This window comes from Blautia sp. HCP3S3_H10_2 (genome assembly GCF_052122375.1).
Lineage (GTDB): Bacteria > Bacillota > Clostridia > Lachnospirales > Lachnospiraceae > Blautia_A.
This window is the reverse complement of record NZ_JBQKCL010000009.1, coordinates 159,550-176,111: the sequence shown is the minus strand read 5'-3', so window position 1 is coordinate 176,111 and position 16,562 is coordinate 159,550. Positions and strand designations below refer to the sequence as shown.

The 16,562-nt window shown below is 40.8% G+C and carries 15 protein-coding genes; 3 read left to right on the top strand and 12 right to left on the bottom strand.

The annotated features are described in order from the left end of the window. Positions 1-271 precede the first annotated feature (271 nt). A complete protein-coding gene (locus ACTQWB_RS11860) occupies positions 272-487 on the top strand; it encodes a helix-turn-helix domain-containing protein (RefSeq protein WP_441501864.1) in 216 nt (71 codons plus the stop codon). 132 nt (positions 488-619) lie between these two features. Here ACTQWB_RS11860 and ACTQWB_RS11855 read toward each other — a convergent pair whose 3' ends face one another. Both ACTQWB_RS11855 and ACTQWB_RS11850 read right to left on the bottom strand, forming a co-directional pair. After that, positions 620-1,219, bottom strand: a complete 600-nt coding sequence (locus ACTQWB_RS11855; protein WP_441501863.1) for a hypothetical protein — start codon at positions 1,217-1,219, stop codon at positions 620-622. A gap of 93 nt (positions 1,220-1,312) precedes the next feature. Beyond that, positions 1,313-3,730, bottom strand: coding sequence for an Ig-like domain-containing protein (locus ACTQWB_RS11850; protein WP_441501862.1), 2,418 nt, complete (start codon positions 3,728-3,730; stop codon positions 1,313-1,315). A 143-nt stretch (positions 3,731-3,873) separates the two neighbouring features. Between ACTQWB_RS11850 and ACTQWB_RS11845 the strand changes: the two genes are divergently transcribed. After that, positions 3,874-4,179, top strand: a complete 306-nt coding sequence (locus ACTQWB_RS11845) for a helix-turn-helix domain-containing protein (RefSeq protein WP_441501861.1) — start codon at positions 3,874-3,876, stop codon at positions 4,177-4,179. A gap of 58 nt (positions 4,180-4,237) precedes the next feature. Here the strand turns inward: ACTQWB_RS11845 and ACTQWB_RS11840 are convergent, their stop codons facing one another. The 4 genes from ACTQWB_RS11840 to ACTQWB_RS11825 form a co-directional block, all read right to left on the bottom strand. Next, positions 4,238-4,492, bottom strand: coding sequence for a hypothetical protein (locus tag ACTQWB_RS11840; protein ID WP_441501860.1), 255 nt, complete (start codon positions 4,490-4,492; stop codon positions 4,238-4,240). 233 nt (positions 4,493-4,725) lie between these two features. Further along, complete coding sequence (gene lysS, locus ACTQWB_RS11835; RefSeq protein WP_441501859.1) at positions 4,726-6,765, bottom strand: lysine--tRNA ligase; 2,040 nt, start codon at positions 6,763-6,765, stop codon at positions 4,726-4,728. A gap of 13 nt (positions 6,766-6,778) precedes the next feature. Next, positions 6,779-7,261 carry a transcription elongation factor GreA gene (greA, locus tag ACTQWB_RS11830; protein ID WP_342978533.1) on the bottom strand — a complete coding sequence of 161 codons (483 nt, stop codon included), beginning with the start codon at positions 7,259-7,261 and terminating at the stop codon, positions 6,779-6,781. Between the two features lie 399 nt (positions 7,262-7,660). Further along, entirely contained in the window at positions 7,661-8,128 is a 468-nt protein-coding gene (locus ACTQWB_RS11825) for an Hsp20/alpha crystallin family protein (RefSeq protein WP_441501858.1), read from the bottom strand. A gap of 376 nt (positions 8,129-8,504) precedes the next feature. Here ACTQWB_RS11825 and ACTQWB_RS11820 point away from each other — a divergent pair, with 376 nt between their 5' ends. Beyond that, positions 8,505-9,827, top strand: a complete 1,323-nt coding sequence (locus ACTQWB_RS11820; RefSeq protein WP_441501857.1) for an IS30 family transposase — start codon at positions 8,505-8,507, stop codon at positions 9,825-9,827. 257 nt (positions 9,828-10,084) lie between these two features. Here ACTQWB_RS11820 and ACTQWB_RS11815 read toward each other — a convergent pair whose 3' ends face one another. The 6 genes from ACTQWB_RS11815 to ACTQWB_RS11790 are packed head-to-tail and all read right to left on the bottom strand — an operon-like array spanning position 10,085 to position 16,467. Beyond that, on the bottom strand, positions 10,085-10,984 hold the full coding sequence (locus tag ACTQWB_RS11815; protein ID WP_441501856.1) for an ABC transporter substrate-binding protein: 900 nt from the start codon (positions 10,982-10,984) through the stop codon (positions 10,085-10,087). A 50-nt stretch (positions 10,985-11,034) separates the two neighbouring features. Continuing rightward, a complete protein-coding gene (locus ACTQWB_RS11810) occupies positions 11,035-12,558 on the bottom strand; it encodes an HAL/PAL/TAL family ammonia-lyase (RefSeq protein WP_441501855.1) in 1,524 nt (507 codons plus the stop codon). Positions 12,559-12,588: 30 nt separating this feature from the next. Beyond that, positions 12,589-12,813: a 3-hydroxyacyl-CoA dehydrogenase family protein gene (locus ACTQWB_RS11805; RefSeq protein WP_441501854.1), complete on the bottom strand. Its 225-nt coding sequence runs from the start codon at positions 12,811-12,813 to the stop codon at positions 12,589-12,591. Then, on the bottom strand, positions 12,810-13,481 hold the full coding sequence (locus ACTQWB_RS11800) for a 3-hydroxyacyl-CoA dehydrogenase family protein (RefSeq protein WP_441501853.1): 672 nt from the start codon (positions 13,479-13,481) through the stop codon (positions 12,810-12,812). The genes ACTQWB_RS11805 and ACTQWB_RS11800 overlap by 4 nt, the downstream gene beginning before the upstream one ends. A gap of 14 nt (positions 13,482-13,495) precedes the next feature. Beyond that, on the bottom strand, positions 13,496-15,502 hold the full coding sequence (locus tag ACTQWB_RS11795) for a urocanate hydratase (protein WP_441501852.1): 2,007 nt from the start codon (positions 15,500-15,502) through the stop codon (positions 13,496-13,498). 47 nt (positions 15,503-15,549) lie between these two features. Next, positions 15,550-16,467, bottom strand: coding sequence for an ATP-binding protein (locus ACTQWB_RS11790; RefSeq protein WP_441501851.1), 918 nt, complete (start codon positions 16,465-16,467; stop codon positions 15,550-15,552). Positions 16,468-16,562 lie beyond the last annotated feature (95 nt).

Here is a 16,562-nt window from a genome sequence, read left to right as displayed (position 1 = left end):
TACCTCTCTGTATAATAAGATTTTTACTAACCTGCCAGTCAGTAGTCTTATTGTACTCTGAGGTATTTTCAATTTTCAACATCCACGCTTTTTATTATACAGGAAGCTCCTGTTCTCGTTCAAATAAGTATTTTGAAGTTGAAAAAAGTTATATACATCTGAGCTTCTTTATTTTTTCTTTTATAGGATTGTTCTGCTTGTATTTTTTTCTTACAAAACTAACCTTACTCACATATAAGTAAAAACAATTATCAGACAGGAGGAAACTATTATGTCAACTACATCTAATCCAGTACCTGTAGGGAAAGAAAATTCTATTTTGACTGTTTTAAGTGTCTCAGAAGTTGCTGAGTATCTTGGAGTGGGAAAGAACAGAGTTTATGAATTACTTAATACTGGAAAGCTGAATGGATTCCGCATGGGATCTACCTGGAAGATTAGCCGAATGGCTTTGGAGAATTATATCTTGAATGCTTCACAATTGTAATTCGGACAAAAAAATATGGCATGCCACAAACACGGCATGCCATATTTTTTCATATATCAGTTCTCTTATGTAGTCCCAACTTACTGCACAGTCCCCCAAAAACTATTAGGAACCATTATAATTACTTAGCAATCAGTCAAAAAGGCCGTTGCACAAACTGCGCCAATAACTGCTATCTTTAAATGTTTTTAAAGATTTAACAAACTTTCTATATGTTTTATAAGAAATCCGTTTTCCATCTTTATAATATTTAGTTGTTGGTCCAGATACCATAGAATATCTATTCACATACATTTTTCCATTCTTTATGGTATAAACGCCATAAGTATACTTAGGCTGTCTTGGTCCTACATAACCATCGAATGTTTCAAAAACAATATTTTTTCCAGTTCGGTATAATTTACTTGAAACTCCATCAAACACATATTTTCTGATCTTATATTTCTTATCACAGGTATAAATAATTACCGCTTTTCCCATTCTTCCAAGACCTGGTCCTGTAAGGTATTCAACATGATCTGGATACCCGTCTTTATTAATATCAACATAATAAGATTTATTTTTAGACGCACTTTGGTATCTACTATCTTTATCATGTGTATAATAGAGCAAAGATTTCTTTAAGGCTTTCTTTTTCTGTCTAGTTGTAGACGCAGAAACCGGAATCGCCATGACTACCGTTAATACAGCAATCAGTAACATAATAAACAAACTTTTTCTTTTCTTTGACATAATAACGTCCTCCCTTTATAGAAAATTTTATTTTTAGGGAAAGAAGCAATTGATTCTTTCCCCAGTTACTAGAATCAATAGTGATTAACTAGCCTATTTCTTAATTTTCACTTTCTTAATAGCAGAATATTTACCGTACACAGCCTGTCCCGTAGAATCTGTTTTATATGCCCTTACTTTTACATAATATGTCTTACCTTTTTTCAATTTGCTTAAAGTTCTGGACTTCGCCTTTGTCTTGACGCTTGTGCAGCTTTTCTTTACTTTTTTATCTGTAGAATATACAATTTCATATCCTGAAGCTCCGCTTACTGATTTATACTTCACAAATGCTTTCTTGCCAGACTTATTTGTAAAAGATGTAATAGTTGCTTTTCCTACGCTTACCTTTTGCCATTTCGCATAAAATATAGTGTTTCCTACATTTCCAGAAGTGATCTGGGTAACTTTCTTTTTAAGTCCCCTATCGCTATACCAGCCTTTAAAAATATAGCCTCGTCTGGTTGGATTCAGCAGATTAGTTGCTTTTCCATAAAATACAGATGGATTGCTGCCATTATTAGTACCGCCATTCAGATTGTAACGAACTGTGTTATATACAGTGACAACACAGGAAGCTGAAATCACATCTCTGTCTTTCGCTGTTACGGTGATTCTAGCAGTTCCACAACTTTTTGCTATCATATTTCCATTAGAATCTACTTCTACTACAGATGGATTACTACTCTGCCATCTCAACGCTTTATTTTCTGCGTCGCTTGGAGTAATAACTGGTGCTACTGAAAATGCAGTTCCTTGTTTTACGCTCTTTGTGCTTGCAAGGCTTATTCCTGTAACATATTTTATTACACGTTCCTGCACTGTTAATACACAAGTCGCAGATACAGTACCACGATCAGTTGCGGTGACAACAATGTTTGTTTTTCCAACAGCTTTAGCTGTTACCTTTCCGTTTTCGTCTACGGTTGCCACATATGGGTTACTGCTGCTCCATTTTACGCTCGTGTCTTCAGCGTCAGATGGTGTAATTGTTGGTGCCATTGTAAAAGATTGACCTTCTGTTATTGTTTTGGTTGAAGGTATATTAATGGCAATCACATATTTGTATGGACGCTGATTCAGATTAAAGGAGTAATCATCAACAAATTGTAATTCTGAATATTTAGAAACATTCTCTACTCTTACGTAATATACTCCGGCTGGACATAAAATTTCTTTTGTTTTTAAATATGGATTTTCTGTATTAGTAGCTTCCGATAGTACATTTTCCATACTGCTATCATACAATCCGATTTTCAATGTATCTTTTTGTATCTGTCTTGGTACTTTAAACTCCATTGATAAAAAACTATCTTCTAAGATTGTCATTTTAAAGCAGTCAATATCTTCTTCTGTATTCATGTTTCCAGCATACCAATGATTTGTTTTTTTCTCATTTGCCATGCTTTTTACATTATTATTTTCTTGTTCAAAATCATCTGGTGATTCATATGTCGTATTAACAGAAAAAGAATATTCTCTATAACCAGCCGACCGATCTGGACGCATTAATAAATAATAATTTCCAGCCGCTAAGCGTACACGATTCGTATACTTTTTCGAATTATCATCACTTGATTTGCAGTAGGTTATTTGATACACATTGTTATTTTCATCCTCTTCGTATAAATTATAAGTGCATTTATTTGAAATAATTTCTGCCAGACCAGATTGTTTCATTTCAAATCTATAGTAATCCTTATCTGAACCTTTACTAGAATTACCTTCATAAACCACATTATTTTCAATTATATTTGCTGTATCAAATGTATCATTATCCTCTACCTCACCAACATACTGTCCAGCCTCTTCATACTGAATCATCACTTGAGCTTCTTTGTTTATACTGCTCCTTCTAGAATATATTACAAATACAGCCTTACCAGATTTTACAGAAATCCATCCTGAATCTTTAGCATTTATTCCATCAATCACATACTCTCCATAATTAGCATATATCCCAGAATCATATTTCCAATCATCTCCAGTGTCAGTTACCAATTCTGTTACATCTGACACAACTATTTTGGCTCGCCCTGAAACTGGTAAATTAAGTTCCAAATAATAATCATTCCCATAGTCCCTACACATTTCATTCATTTTATAATATTTATTGGGTTCAATTATATTAGTAGTATAATACCCATACTTACCAGTCTCAATATTTGTTTGGAATTCTGCGATATCATTCGTGTCTTCTAAAATTTCATCCGTAAATTCAGAATTTTCTTCTATTGACTTATTTTCATCTAATAAACCATTTGACTCATTCTCATTTATCTGATTTATATTACTCACAAATTCACTTTCATCATAATCAGTTACTACATCTTCATCCAATGCAGAAAAACCATTTATCTCCGAATCATCAACAACTACCTCTTGCTCTTCCGCCCAAACTGACGTTCCAGGCACAACTCCCAGTGCCAAGACAGCTGCCATCACTAAACTTAACGCTTTTTTCTTCTTCATGCTTGTCTCCTCCTTGTACATGTTATAGAAATTCAACGCCGTCCGTTTTGTTCTATCGTTAAAATTATACGACACTACATATTAATTTGCAACGCATTATCGTCTAAAATTAACGATATCTTATATAGAAAGTTGGTGATACCGTGGTTCCTGTACTGGATCGTATTACACACTACCGTGATCAGAAAGGTTGGTCTGAATACCAGCTTGCTACCGAGTCTGGTTTGACACAATCTACAATTTCATCCTGGTATCGAAAAAAACTATTACCTTCTATTCCCTCACTTGAAAAAATATGTAATGCCTTCGGTATTACGCTTTCTCAGTTCTTCGCAGAGAGTGAAATGCCTTATACTCTTACTAAAACTCAGGCACAGTTATTGGAGGCTTCCACAGCCCTCTCAGAAGAACAACAGCGTGCATTAATTGAATTTATAAAGACTCTTTAAAAGGCTATGCGTATTCCCCACGCATAGCCTTCTCTTTAATATCTTGTACCATTTGAACCTATTCCCTTCTGCATTCCATAAAAAGCTGAAAGGCACATTTGAATCCTTGTGTAAAACCAATTTCTTCTCCTATCTCAGCAATCGCAAACGCCAGATCAACGCCCTCACGTCCAGTTTTATCTTCCATCTGGATAGAAGCCTTGTTCTTTTCCAGAAGTTTTCTGACTTCTGACAGTAATTTTTCATCCTGCCAGCCGCTCCGTCCCAGTTCTTCCAGTTCCATGTCATACAATTTTCTTATCATACTGTCCATAATGTTCCGAACCTGCTCTGGTTCCAATTCTCCCTTCTATGAGCATATTTAAACTTTCACACCTTGTTGCAAATTTGAATACACAAAAAAAGAGACCAGAACTCTCATTCCAGTCTCTTCCATTCACATATCCTACCATACTTCTTCAAAAATCTCCGAATGATTGGTACAAAATTGGTACAAACTCTCGAAAATTGGTACAAAGCATAGTGTTATTTTTTGATATTCTTTTATTAATACAGTTTAGCACCAGCCGGGATGTGGTTATCAACCATCAGAAGGTGAAGTTTTTCCTCTCCTTCTTCCTCGTGGATTGCACTGAGAAGCATTCCACAGGATTCAATTCCCATCATTGCTCTTGGCGGCAGGTTTGTGATAGCGATCAAGGTCTTGCCTACCAGTTCTTCTGGCTCATAATAAGCGTGGATTCCGCTTAAAATGGTGCGGTCTGTGCCTGTTCCATCATCCAGTGTAAACTGAAGGAGCTTTTTGCTCTTCGGAACTGCAACACACTCTTTAACCTTAACGGCTCTGAAATCTGACTTGCTGAAAGTATCAAAGTCTACATAATCAGTGAACAGCGGCTCAATCTGTACCTTGGAGAAATCAATTTTCTCTTCAACTACAGGTGCAGCCTGTGCTGAATCAGTGCTATTTTTTGACTTTGAGGAAGCCTTGTCAGCATCAAGAGATCTCATTGTCGGGAAGAGCAGCACGTCACGGATAGCCGCGCTGTCTGTCAGCAGCATAACCAGACGGTCAATTCCGTATCCAATACCACCTGTAGGCGGCATACCGATCTCCAGTGCATTCAGGAAATCTTCGTCTGTATGGTTCGCTTCCTCATCACCTGCGTCTGCAAGAGCATCCTGTGCTTTGAAACGCTCTCTCTGATCGATCGGGTCGTTCAGCTCGGAGTAAGCATTACACATTTCCCATGTATTGATGAAAAGCTCGAAACGCTCTACCTTGGTCGGATCAGAAGGTTTCTTCTTGGTCAGCGGAGAAATCTCAATCGGATGATCCATGATAAAGGTCGGCTGAATCAGCTCTTTCTCACAGTATTCCTCGAAGAACAGATTGATGATATCGCCCTTCTTATGACGCTCCTCATATTCAATATGATGCTCAGCAGCAAGCTTCTTGGCTGCTTCGTCATCTGCTACTTCATCAAAATCAATTCCTGCATATTTCTTGATCGCATCATTCATGGTCAGACGCTCGAAAGGCTTTCCAAGGTCGATCTCGATGCCATTGTAGGAAATCTTGGTAGAACCGCAGACTTTTTCTGCCAGATAACGGAACATGGACTCTGTAAGTTCCATCATTCCCTCATAATCTGTATATGCCTGGTAAAGCTCCATCAGTGTAAATTCCGGATTGTGACGGGTGTCAACACCTTCATTACGGAATACACGGCCAATCTCATAAACTCTCTCAAGTCCACCAACGATCAGTCGTTTCAGATAAAGCTCCAGTGAAATACGAAGCTTAACATCTTCGTTCAGTGCATTGTAATGTGTCTCAAATGGTCTCGCAGCAGCTCCACCAGCGTTAGAAACAAGCATTGGAGTCTCTACTTCCATGAAGTCATGGTCTGCAAGGAAGTTACGGATCTCTTTAAGGATTTTGGAACGTTTGATAAATACGTTCTTGCTATCCTGATTCATGATCAGATCCACATATCTCTGACGATAACGCATATCTGTGTCTGTCAGTCCGTGGAATTTCTCAGGAAGGATCTGTAAACTTTTGGAAAGAAGAGTCATGCTCTCTGCGTGAATGGAAATTTCACCGGTTCTTGTTCTGAACGCAAAACCTTCCAGACCAAAGATATCTCCGATATCGGATTTCTTAAAGTCTGCATAGGAATCTGCTCCAATAACGTCTCTTGCTACGTATACCTGGATATTTCCCTGTAAATCCTGGATGTTGCAGAAAGAAGCTTTTCCCATGACTCTCTTGAACATCATACGTCCAGCGATTGTCACGTGGATCGGGCTGGCGTCCATGATACTTCTTCTCTCTTCGTAGTCCTTCTTCAGGACTTCTTTCGCCTGCTCTTCATCAAGACCTGTTACATCTGGCTCAGTGCGGTCCTTAAGGAGCTCAGCCTCATGTGCCTCATAAAGGTTCTTTACTTCCAGTGAATGATGGGTCTGGTTAAATTTGGTTATCTGAAATGGATCCTTGCCATTCGCCTGAAGCTCTGCCAGTTTATCACGGCGGATTTTCAGAAGCTGATTCAGATCCTGATTCTTCTGCTCTGCCACTTTTGTGCCTCCCTTAAATATTACGCTGGATTTCCAGCACTTTGTACTTCATGATACCGGATGGCAGCTCAACTTCTACGATATCACCTGTGTGTGCGCCCATAAGAGCCTTTCCTACAGGAGATTCATTGGAGATCTTGCCTTCCAGGCTGTTGGCCTCTGTAGAACCAACCAGTTTCAGTTCTATATCTTCTTCGAATTCGAAGTCATGTACTTTCACCTTGCAGCCTACGCTGATCTTGTCAAGGTCAACTTCGTCCTCAACTACAACTTCTGCGTTCTTCAGGATTTTCTCAATCTCTTCAATACGTGCTTCGATATCTCTCTGCTCATCTTTAGCTGCATCGTACTCTGCATTCTCGGACAGGTCTCCCTGCTCTCTTGCCTCTTTGATCTTACCTGCTACTTCTTTTCTTTTTACTACCTTTAAATCATGCAGCTCTTCTTCCAGTTTTTTAAGTCCTGCATAGGTTAGTAAGTTCTTCTTTTCTTCCATTTTAGCCTTACTCCCTTTCATTCCGGCGGCTTATATGCCCCGTGTCATACACTTCTTATATGCTGTTTCTCCCGGAAAATTCCATTTTCCCGCTGATGCGGACGCTTAATCCCTTCTAAAAGGGTACAAATTCACTAGGATATTCACAGTTTCACCATTATAGCGAAATCAGGAACCATTGTCAAGACAACAATCTTGCCTTTTTATAAAACCTTTTTATAAACTTTCTATAAACTTTCCCGTAAACCGGGATTCCTACAGAATTTTTAATTTGCTATTACAAAAAAGGCACCCCGGAACCACTTTTATAAATAATTCCGGAATGCCTTTTTAATTATTTACTTCTTATTATATACTGCGTTATACAGCTATCGAAACATTTCCCAAGAGGGGTAACCCTTATCCCTCAATGGCGATATGCTTCTTCTCCTCAACTGCTGGTTTCGCTTCTTTCTTCGGAACGAACAGTTTCAGAATACCATGTTTGAATTCAGCCTTTACATCCTCCTGCTGGACATCCTCGCCTACATAAAAGCTTCTGCTGCAGGCACCTGCATAACGCTCCCTGCGGATGTAACGTCCGGATTCTTTCTCCTTCTCGTCCTTATCCAGGCCCTTCTCAGCACTGATGGTCAGATAACCATTCTCAAGGGAAGCCTTGATCTCATCTTTGGTAAATCCCGGAAGATCCACAACCAGCTCGTATCCGTTATCCATTTCCTTAATATCGGTCTTCATAACGTGGCTGGCTCTCTTACCATAGAGTTTCTTCTCGGTATCTTTCAGTGCTTTATCATCATAATAGAATGGAAATTCATTAAAGAAATCATCAAATAAGTTTTCTCCAAAAATACTAGGCATTAACATAAGTCATCTCTCCTTTTCATATTTAAAATATATGTTGTCTGCCTTTTCAGGTTTTTATTATATTAACGGAACTCTGGATTGGTGAGAACCTATAACCTTTCGTTCTCTTTTTATCCCCTTCCTTTGTTCTATTTGTAATATAGCACTTATTATTAGCACTGTCAAGAGGTGAGTGCTATTTTCACAATTTCTTTACATTTCCCGTAAAATGAAAAAGTAACTTCCACCCTTAGTCTATTTTGTTCTGTACTTAAAAACAAGGGTGGAAGTTAATGCTGCAATCGTTTATTCTATAAGAAATACCAGAGCCACCTCTGGTCATATCCTCCGACTGCCCGGGAACCAGTTCATTTTTATTACACAGGAGGATTTTTTTATGTCTACCAAAGCTATCGGAAACAAAAAACATCTTACTCTCGCTGATCGTGCTGCCATTGAACATGGTATCAGCAATGGAGAGAATTTTACCCAGATTGCTCTCCGGATCAATAAGGATTCTTCTACAATATCCAAGGAGATCCGCCGGCATCTTATATGTGTTCCTCATTTTCAGAACGAGGCACAGCGCAAACGTTCAGAGTGTCAGCATTACCAGAATTGTGAAAAACAGCATATCTGCGGCAACCAGTCCTGCCATTCCTTATGCTGGAAATGCCGGCCTAAACGCTGTTCTATGTATTGTTCTGACTTTACTTCCAGAATCTGTACCAGGCTGCAAAAGCCTCCTTATGTCTGCAATAACTGCACTCAGATACGCAGCTGTTCCCATGATTTTTATTTTTACAGAGCCAATTATGCAAACGATGTTTACACAGAAACCCGGTCCGTTTCCCGTTCCGGTATAAATCAGACCCCTGAATCCCTCGAACAGCTGGACCGCCTGGTTTCCCCTCTTCTCCTGCAGGGTCAGCCTTTATCCCATATTTATGCTTCCAATCAGGAATCTGTTGACTGCTCTATAAGAACTCTATACAACTATATAGACCAGGGATATTTCACTGCGATCAATCTTGACCTTCCACGTAAAGTCCGCTACAAAAAGCGCAGGAAAGTCCATAGGAAGTCAGATAATACAGGATATAGAAAAAACCGCTCCTATCAGGATTTTGAGAACTATCTAAAAGAACATCCTGATACAAGCGTTGTAGAATTAGATGTAGTTGAAGGTGCCGGGGGCAAATCAGAAAAAGTATTGCTGACCATGCTTTTTCGCAACTGTAGCCTTATGCTTATCTTCCTGATGGATGCAGACAGACATAATAATGTACAGGCAGTATTTCAATGGATATATGACCATCTGGGTACTGATCTCTACAGTAGACTTTTCCCTGTTATACTTACAGACAATGGTTCCTCTTTTAAAGATCCAGAGATTTTTGAATGTCCGGGAAATGGACCACTCTTATCTCATGTCTTTTATTGTGATCCAATGGCATCCTGGCAGAAAGGCCGGCTGGAAAAGAACCATGAATTTATACGCTACATTCTTCCAAAAGGAATGACATTTGCAGGTTTAGACCAAGAGCAGGTAACTCTGATTGCAAATCATATCAACAGCGTAGCAAGAGCCAGTTTGAACGGCTGCACTCCGTTCAAACTGGCTCAGTTACTAATAGACAGAAAACTGCTGGATCTCTGTGGCCTGGAAAGTATCCCCGCTAACCAGGTGATTCTTAAACCATCACTATTGAAAAAGTAAACGCAGGATCCATCCCCGAGTATCGGTTTTCTCCTCAGACCGGTGGAAGTTACTTTTGCAAAAAGTTTCCCAGCGGTCCCAAAATGATGCCAATTTTCCAGAAAAAACACTGTTTTCCACCTTTATTATATGCTAAAGCAATAAATTTATCCAGAGCTATCTGGAAGTTAGTCCTGCATCAAAACCTTATTTTTCCAGTTCTAATGCAAGGTTGAAATTACTTTTTCATTCAACCTCTTCACATTTCCCACACATATTTACAGCTTATCCTTAATGCTCTCATAATACTCTTCGGCCACGTCTTCAAAGTCTTCCCCGTCTACGTCACATTTTGCATTCATAGCGATCACATCTTCTTTGGTAAGAAGTGCTGTAACCTTATTGGCGATTTCTTCTGCTTCCGGCCACTGTTCCAGTGCATCATCACGGACCAGAGGGCAGATATAATATGGAGGCCATACACCCTGGTCATCTTTTAGTTCCACAAACTCACCGGTGGACAACATTCCGTTGGTCGTATACTGATTAAATACATCGATCTGTCCGCTTCTGCACGCCTCAAAGTTCAATGCATAATCAATAACCAGCTCATCTTTAAACTTCACATCACCGTAAACATCTTTTATATCCTGATACAGGTCTTCATAAAATTCTCCAAATGCTCCCAGGACCAGAGAATCTGCCTGTTCCCATAACTGGGTATAATCTGTGATTCCTAATTCTTCTGCTTTTGTTTTCAGCATGAATAATCCTTCGGAATCATTTATATCTGTTGAGTCAAGCCATGTGATCTTCCACTTATCTTCATAAGCTTTTTTTACTGTGTCGTAGCATTCCTGTGGATCCTGGATCGTGTCCATTCCAAGACGCGTTATCAGACCCGTACCTGTATAACCCACATAGAAATCCACCTCATCATTTACGATGGCATCATGGATCAGAGAGGAACCGATATTCATTTTTCTTTCCACTTTAATTCCTGCGTCCTCAAAGGCCAATGCGTAAACCTCTCCAAGGACCTGGGATTCTGTAAAATCCTTTGAGGAAACAACAAGTGGGTCTTTGTCTTCTGAGCCAGAAGAACTTCCACAGCCAGTCACTGTTGTCATTGCCATAACTCCTGCTAAAATCGCAGCACACCATCTTCTTTTTTTCATAATAATCGCTCCTCTCATGTTCTTTCCCAAGTTTCAACTGTTCTTCTTACTCATTGTAAAATATTTCCCATTTCATCCGATGTCATAAATGCGTAAATCTTTTTGATTTCTTCGTGCATATTTCTGTTTTCATCCAGGAATGGAATACAGCTTCGGATTGCTTTATAAGCTTTTCCAGTGTATTTTCCAAGCTTCAGCTCTCCGAATTTCATCTGCCGCAAATCCACTGCCTGTGCAGCATAAAGAGCTTCCATTCCAGCCAGATAATATATATTATCCACCATTTTTAATGCTTTTTCTGCTGCCAGTGGCAGATTTGCCCCATGATCCTCGATCATTCCCTCCATTGGATAAAAATCCACAGAAGAAGGATTGGTCAGAAAACGATTTTCCACATCCAGCGCTGTATAGGTATTCTGGATCGTTGCATATCCCAGACTGGAACCGTCCCAGGCCGCCAGATATCTGGTCAGCCCGGTAAAATGCGGATCTGTCATCTTAATCATCCGGTAACTGATTGCTTTTGACATATGGCTTAATGTGATTGCCAGCATCTCCACCGCCGCTGCAAGCGTAGCCGTTTCGAAATTGGCTGTAACAAAGGTGTTCTCTTTTTCCAGTACAATTGCAGGATTATCAGAGGGAGAATTTATCTGTATCGCCAGAAATTTTTCAACCACATGTAACGCATCCAGCACTGTTCCCTGAATGGCAAACCCTCCCCGGAATGTAAGAGAGTCCTGAAGTGCCCGGTTCTCATCCGGCTCATACAGATAACTGCCCTCCAGAAATTCCCTGCATCTGGCTGCGCTTTCCATCTGTCCTGGTAATCCTCTGATCTCATTTACCTCTTTGCACATAGCCTCCACATTTCCATTCAGGCCTTCATAATCCAGACAGTAGATCAGATTCACCAGATCCACCAGCTGCCTTGTTTTTACTGCCAGAAGTGCTGTCAGACCTTCTCCCTGTGCATTTGAAAGGATAATGGTATGGGCATCTTTTAATTTCAGCCTGTATTCCGGAAGCCCTTCCTCTTTAATTGCTTCTTCAGCTGGAACCACTTCCCCATGATAACGGACATCCCCTTCTCCGGAAAAAGCCAGTCCCATATGAGACAGGGTGGTAATATCCGCATCTCCCACAGATCCCCTTTGGGGAATCAGAGGATGAATGCCATGATTGAGAAAATCCCTGTACCGCTTTGCCAGTTCATCAGTGGCACAGGCAGTGCCAATAAGCATATTATTCAGGCGGATCACCATCATCGCCCTTACTTCTTCATCCGTGTGATAAGGTGGAACACCCAGGGCATGTGTCCGGATCAGTTCATAATTATAAGCATCGATTTCATCCTGCGCCACGCAGATATCTTTGTTCCAGCCTACTCCTCTGTTAAATCCATAGATGGCCTTTCCGGAGTCTGCCAGGCTCTGCATAAGCTCCCGGCCTTTTTTCAACCGTCCGAAGGCTTCTTCTGCTATTTCCACTTTTCTGCCTTTGAGGGCCACCTCCGCAACCTCCTCCACGGTAAGCCCTTTTCCATTCAAAATCAGTACATCCACAGCATTCATCCTTTCTCTGCTACAATCGGCCTTCCTTTTTTATTTCAAAATGTTTCCTGCTTCCGTATCATACCCGTCGTAGAAACCACTTCCGGTTTTCATCCCAAGATGCCCTGCATCTATCAGATCTTTTAACTTCTGAGGTGGTTTATCTCTTTCATCCTTGCTGGCTGCATAGTAAGAATTTTCAATATTGTAAACAGTCTGAAGCCCGATCAGATCCATTAACCGGAAGGGTCCTATATCCGTTCCCCACTCGATCATCCAGCCCGGTCAAATTCAGCAGGATCACAATACCCATTTGCCCAGAGATACAGGCATTCCCGTTTAACAGCTCTCCATACCCGGTTTATGGAATATCCCTTTATTTCCTTTTCTGTTATAACAGGCTGGAATCCCAGCTTATGGTAATGTGCCAGTGCTTTTTCCTTTGTTTCTTCCGAGGTCCAGGGATTCCACATCATTTCCAGATAACTATTTCTTACCGGACCGTCATGATCCACTGAAAATGTTTTTGTTTTTCTTTCATCTGATATTCCGGCTGCAATATCACTCATCAGCAGGGAAGATGTATTTGAATTCAGCAGGGTATCCTCCGGACAATATTCATCCAATTTTTTAAATATTTCCTGCTTCAGTTCCAGCTTTTCCGGTACATTCTCCACCACCAGATCTGCATCCTGGCAGCATTTCCTCAAATCGGTAGTATACCGGATCCTTCCTGCCAGTTCTTTAGCTTCATCCGGTGTAAGTCTGCCAGTTTTCACATAATACTGGCCCCACTTCTCTATTTTATTTTTGCAGGTATGTATGGAAGCTTCTGTGCGGCTGTATCCTGTCACGCTTTTTCCATAAAGTGCGTTTCGGAATGCGATCATCGAGCCCTGGGTTCCGACTCCCACAATTGCAACATTTTTTATTTTGTCTTCCACCCTGGTCACCTCTTTCAGTCTTTATATGTGTCTTCTACTGCCTTACCGATCAGGCTTTCATCTGCAAGGTACGGAACTGTGATCTGGCTTTCCCCTTCATATTTTTCGTTATATTCTTTTACTACAGACATTGCATTTTCATTTCGTGCCCAGCTTCTTCTTGCAACGCCGCCCATAACATCCCAGAGGATGGCATCTTTGATAACCTCGTCAACACGCTTGCTTCCATCCAGAACAAGACCAAATCCACCATTGATGGCTTTTCCGATTCCAACACCGCCGCCATTGTGAAGTGCCACCAGGCTCATACCTCTGGCTGCATTTCCTACATAACACTGGACAGCCATATCCGCCATTACATTAGATCCGTCTTTAATATTTGAAGTTTCACGGAATGGAGAATCTGTTCCACTGACATCGTGATGATCACGTCCGATCATGACCGGTCCGATCACTCCTTTTCGTACCAGCTCGTTAAATTTCAGGGCAATGTTTACTCTTCCAATTGCATCCTGATACAGAATTCTTGCCTGGGTTCCAACTACCAGTTTATTTTTCTTTGCATCCCGGATCCAGTTATAGTTATCCAGATCCTGATATCTGCGTTCCTTGTCGATACAGCTCATAGCCGCATGGTCTGTAGTCTCCAGGTCTTCTGCTTTTCCGGAAAGGCATACCCATCTGAATGGTCCATATCCATAATCAAACAGCTGCGGTCCCATAATATCTTCCACATAAGATGGGAAAATAAAGCCATCTTTTACATCGCCTGTTTTTGATACTTCTGTTAATCCCGCGTCATAGACAGCTTTCAGGAATGAATTTCCGTAGTCGAAGAAATAGGTTCCATCTTCATGGCATTTTACAATACACTCAAAATGCTTTCTCAAAGACTTGTCTACCAGCTTGCAGAAGTTTTCCCGGTCATCTGCCAGCATCCGTGTTCTCTCTTCAAAGGTAATTCCCTGTGGACAATAACCGCCTTCATATGGCACATGGCAGGAAGTCTGGTCGGAAAGAAGATCAATGTGGATCTTATGTTCAATGGCATATTCCAGAAGGTCCACAACATTTCCATGATAAGCGATGGAGTAGGCTTCTTTTTTGTCCAGCCATTTCTTCGCAGATGCAAATACTTCCGGCAGGCTGTCTGAATATTCTCTTACCCATCCCTGATCCAGTCTTGTTTTGATTCTGGAGAGATCTACCTCTGCGATAATACCTACTGCACCGGCAATTTCTGCTGCTTTTGGCTGTGCTCCACTCATACCGCCAAGTCCTGAACTTACGAAAAGCTTGCCTGCCAGGTTTCCGTCCATTGGAACACCAAGCTCCAGACGTCCGGCATTCAGAAGGGTGTTGTATGTTCCATGTACAATTCCCTGTGGTCCGATATACATCCAGCCACCAGCTGTCATCTGTCCATAATTGGCAACGCCCATTTCTTCTGCGATCTCCCAGTCCTTCTGATTGTCAAACTCACCGATCATGATCGCATTTGTGGTGGTTACACGGGGAGCTTCCGGACGTGATTTAAATAAGCCTAACGGATGTCCGGATTCCATAACCAATGTGGTATCCTCTGTCAGATTTTCCAGATATTTCTTTATCAGTCTGTACTGCATCCAGTTCTGGCACACAGAACCAGTTTCTCCATAAGTTACCAGCTCGTAAGGATATAATGCCACTTCGAAATCAAGGTTATTGTCGATCATAACCTGAAAGGCTTTTCCTTCCACACATTTTCCTTTGTATTCATCAATAGGCTTTCCATAAATACGTCCTGCCGGGCGGAAACGGTATCCGTAAATTCTTCCATATGTATATAATTCATCCAGGAATTCCGGAATCAGCTTTTCATGGTATTTCGGGTCAATATAGCGGAGTGCATTTTTTAAAGCGGTTTTTGTCTGCTCCTTGGTCAGATGGAAACCTCTGGATGGTGCACGTCTGATTCCAGGGACAAATTCTGGCATTTCGGGGAGCTCATCGTCTAATCTGATCGTCATTACTTTTTCCATAACAAATTCTTCCTTTCTGCTATTCTTTTATATTGAAAAATATTTTTTTATCTCTCTACAATCTCTATCGCCTGTTTGGGACAGGCGGTGCTGCATATTCCACAGCCAATACATTTCTCTGGGTAAAAGGAAACCACTTTATCTTTTTTTACGAATGCTTCCATTGGACATCTTCTGGCACATTTTCCACAATGAATACAGGTATCTTCTTTCCAGCTGGCAATGGTATGTGTGATCGGAAATGTCCCGATCAGATTCAGCTTTTTCGAAGTCCGGTACTCGAAGCAGCAATCTCCGCAGCAGTTACACATTCCTGAAGTTCCTTCCAATGTATGAACCAGACCTTCCTTATCAAGAGCTTTCACCAGTTCTTTTGCTTCATCCCTGCTTATCTCTCTGGCATGTCCCCTGTCCGCCGGGGAATTTATTCCACTATAGAAAGAAATGCAGGTCTCCCTGGAATGTGTGCAATTTTCAAAAATACTTCTGCAGTCGCACAGGCAGAGGTAAAGAGGATCGTCCTGTGCATCCAATGCTTCCAGCGCCTCATGTAACGGCACTACCCTGTCATTTCTTTCACCTTTTTCCCACCGTGGGCGGTTCAGACGGATAAATTCATCCAGATACCAGTTTCCTATTTTCACTCTGTCATCTTCCGGTATCTGATGCCATTTTTCATTTTCAAACTGGCAAAACACACCAAGTCTGGAATAGAAATCTGACGCCCGGTAAGTCAGTGGATTTTCTTCGTCTTTATTAAGTACCGCCCGACTATATGCTGTTTTTATGATTTTTTCTGCCTGTTCTACTTCCAGGTGCATAATTTCTGCAAGCTGGAGAGGAAAGAAATTATTTGTTCCCATATGTGTAAGCATTTCCATTTCCTCACAGGTAAACCATTTATCCAGGTATTTCTGTGCACATACAGGAATCTGGAAAACTTCACATAAGTACTTTTCATCCATCGGCCTTATCACCCGCTTTCCTGTTATTGTGAAATCAAAAAAGTCGTAACTAAAACCTTCCGGTTTCAGTCACGACTTTGTGCCTCTTTGTTTCT

Excerpts from the sequence above, each read along its gene's own strand:
- ACTQWB_RS11855 (WP_441501863.1), bottom strand. The coding sequence starts at position 1,219 with ATGTCAAAGAAAAGAAAAAGTTTGTTTATTATGTTACTGATTGCTGTA.
- ACTQWB_RS11790 (WP_441501851.1), bottom strand. The coding sequence starts at position 16,467 with ATGGATGAAAAGTACTTATGTGAAGTTTTCCAGATTCCTGTATGTGCA.
- ACTQWB_RS11860 (WP_441501864.1), top strand. The coding sequence starts at position 272 with ATGTCAACTACATCTAATCCAGTACCTGTAGGGAAAGAAAATTCTATT.
- ACTQWB_RS11850 (WP_441501862.1), bottom strand. The coding sequence starts at position 3,730 with ATGAAGAAGAAAAAAGCGTTAAGTTTAGTGATGGCAGCTGTCTTGGCA.
- ACTQWB_RS11805 (WP_441501854.1), bottom strand. The coding sequence starts at position 12,813 with ATGATCGAGTGGGGAACGGATATAGGACCCTTCCGGTTAATGGATCTG.
- greA (WP_342978533.1), bottom strand. The coding sequence starts at position 7,261 with ATGGAAGAAAAGAAGAACTTACTAACCTATGCAGGACTTAAAAAACTG.
- ACTQWB_RS11795 (WP_441501852.1), bottom strand. The coding sequence starts at position 15,502 with ATGGAAAAAGTAATGACGATCAGATTAGACGATGAGCTCCCCGAAATG.
- ACTQWB_RS11820 (WP_441501857.1), top strand. The coding sequence starts at position 8,505 with ATGTCTACCAAAGCTATCGGAAACAAAAAACATCTTACTCTCGCTGAT.
- ACTQWB_RS11840 (WP_441501860.1), bottom strand. The coding sequence starts at position 4,492 with ATGGACAGTATGATAAGAAAATTGTATGACATGGAACTGGAAGAACTG.
- ACTQWB_RS11810 (WP_441501855.1), bottom strand. The coding sequence starts at position 12,558 with ATGAATGCTGTGGATGTACTGATTTTGAATGGAAAAGGGCTTACCGTG.
- ACTQWB_RS11825 (WP_441501858.1), bottom strand. The coding sequence starts at position 8,128 with ATGTTAATGCCTAGTATTTTTGGAGAAAACTTATTTGATGATTTCTTT.
- ACTQWB_RS11815 (WP_441501856.1), bottom strand. The coding sequence starts at position 10,984 with ATGAAAAAAAGAAGATGGTGTGCTGCGATTTTAGCAGGAGTTATGGCA.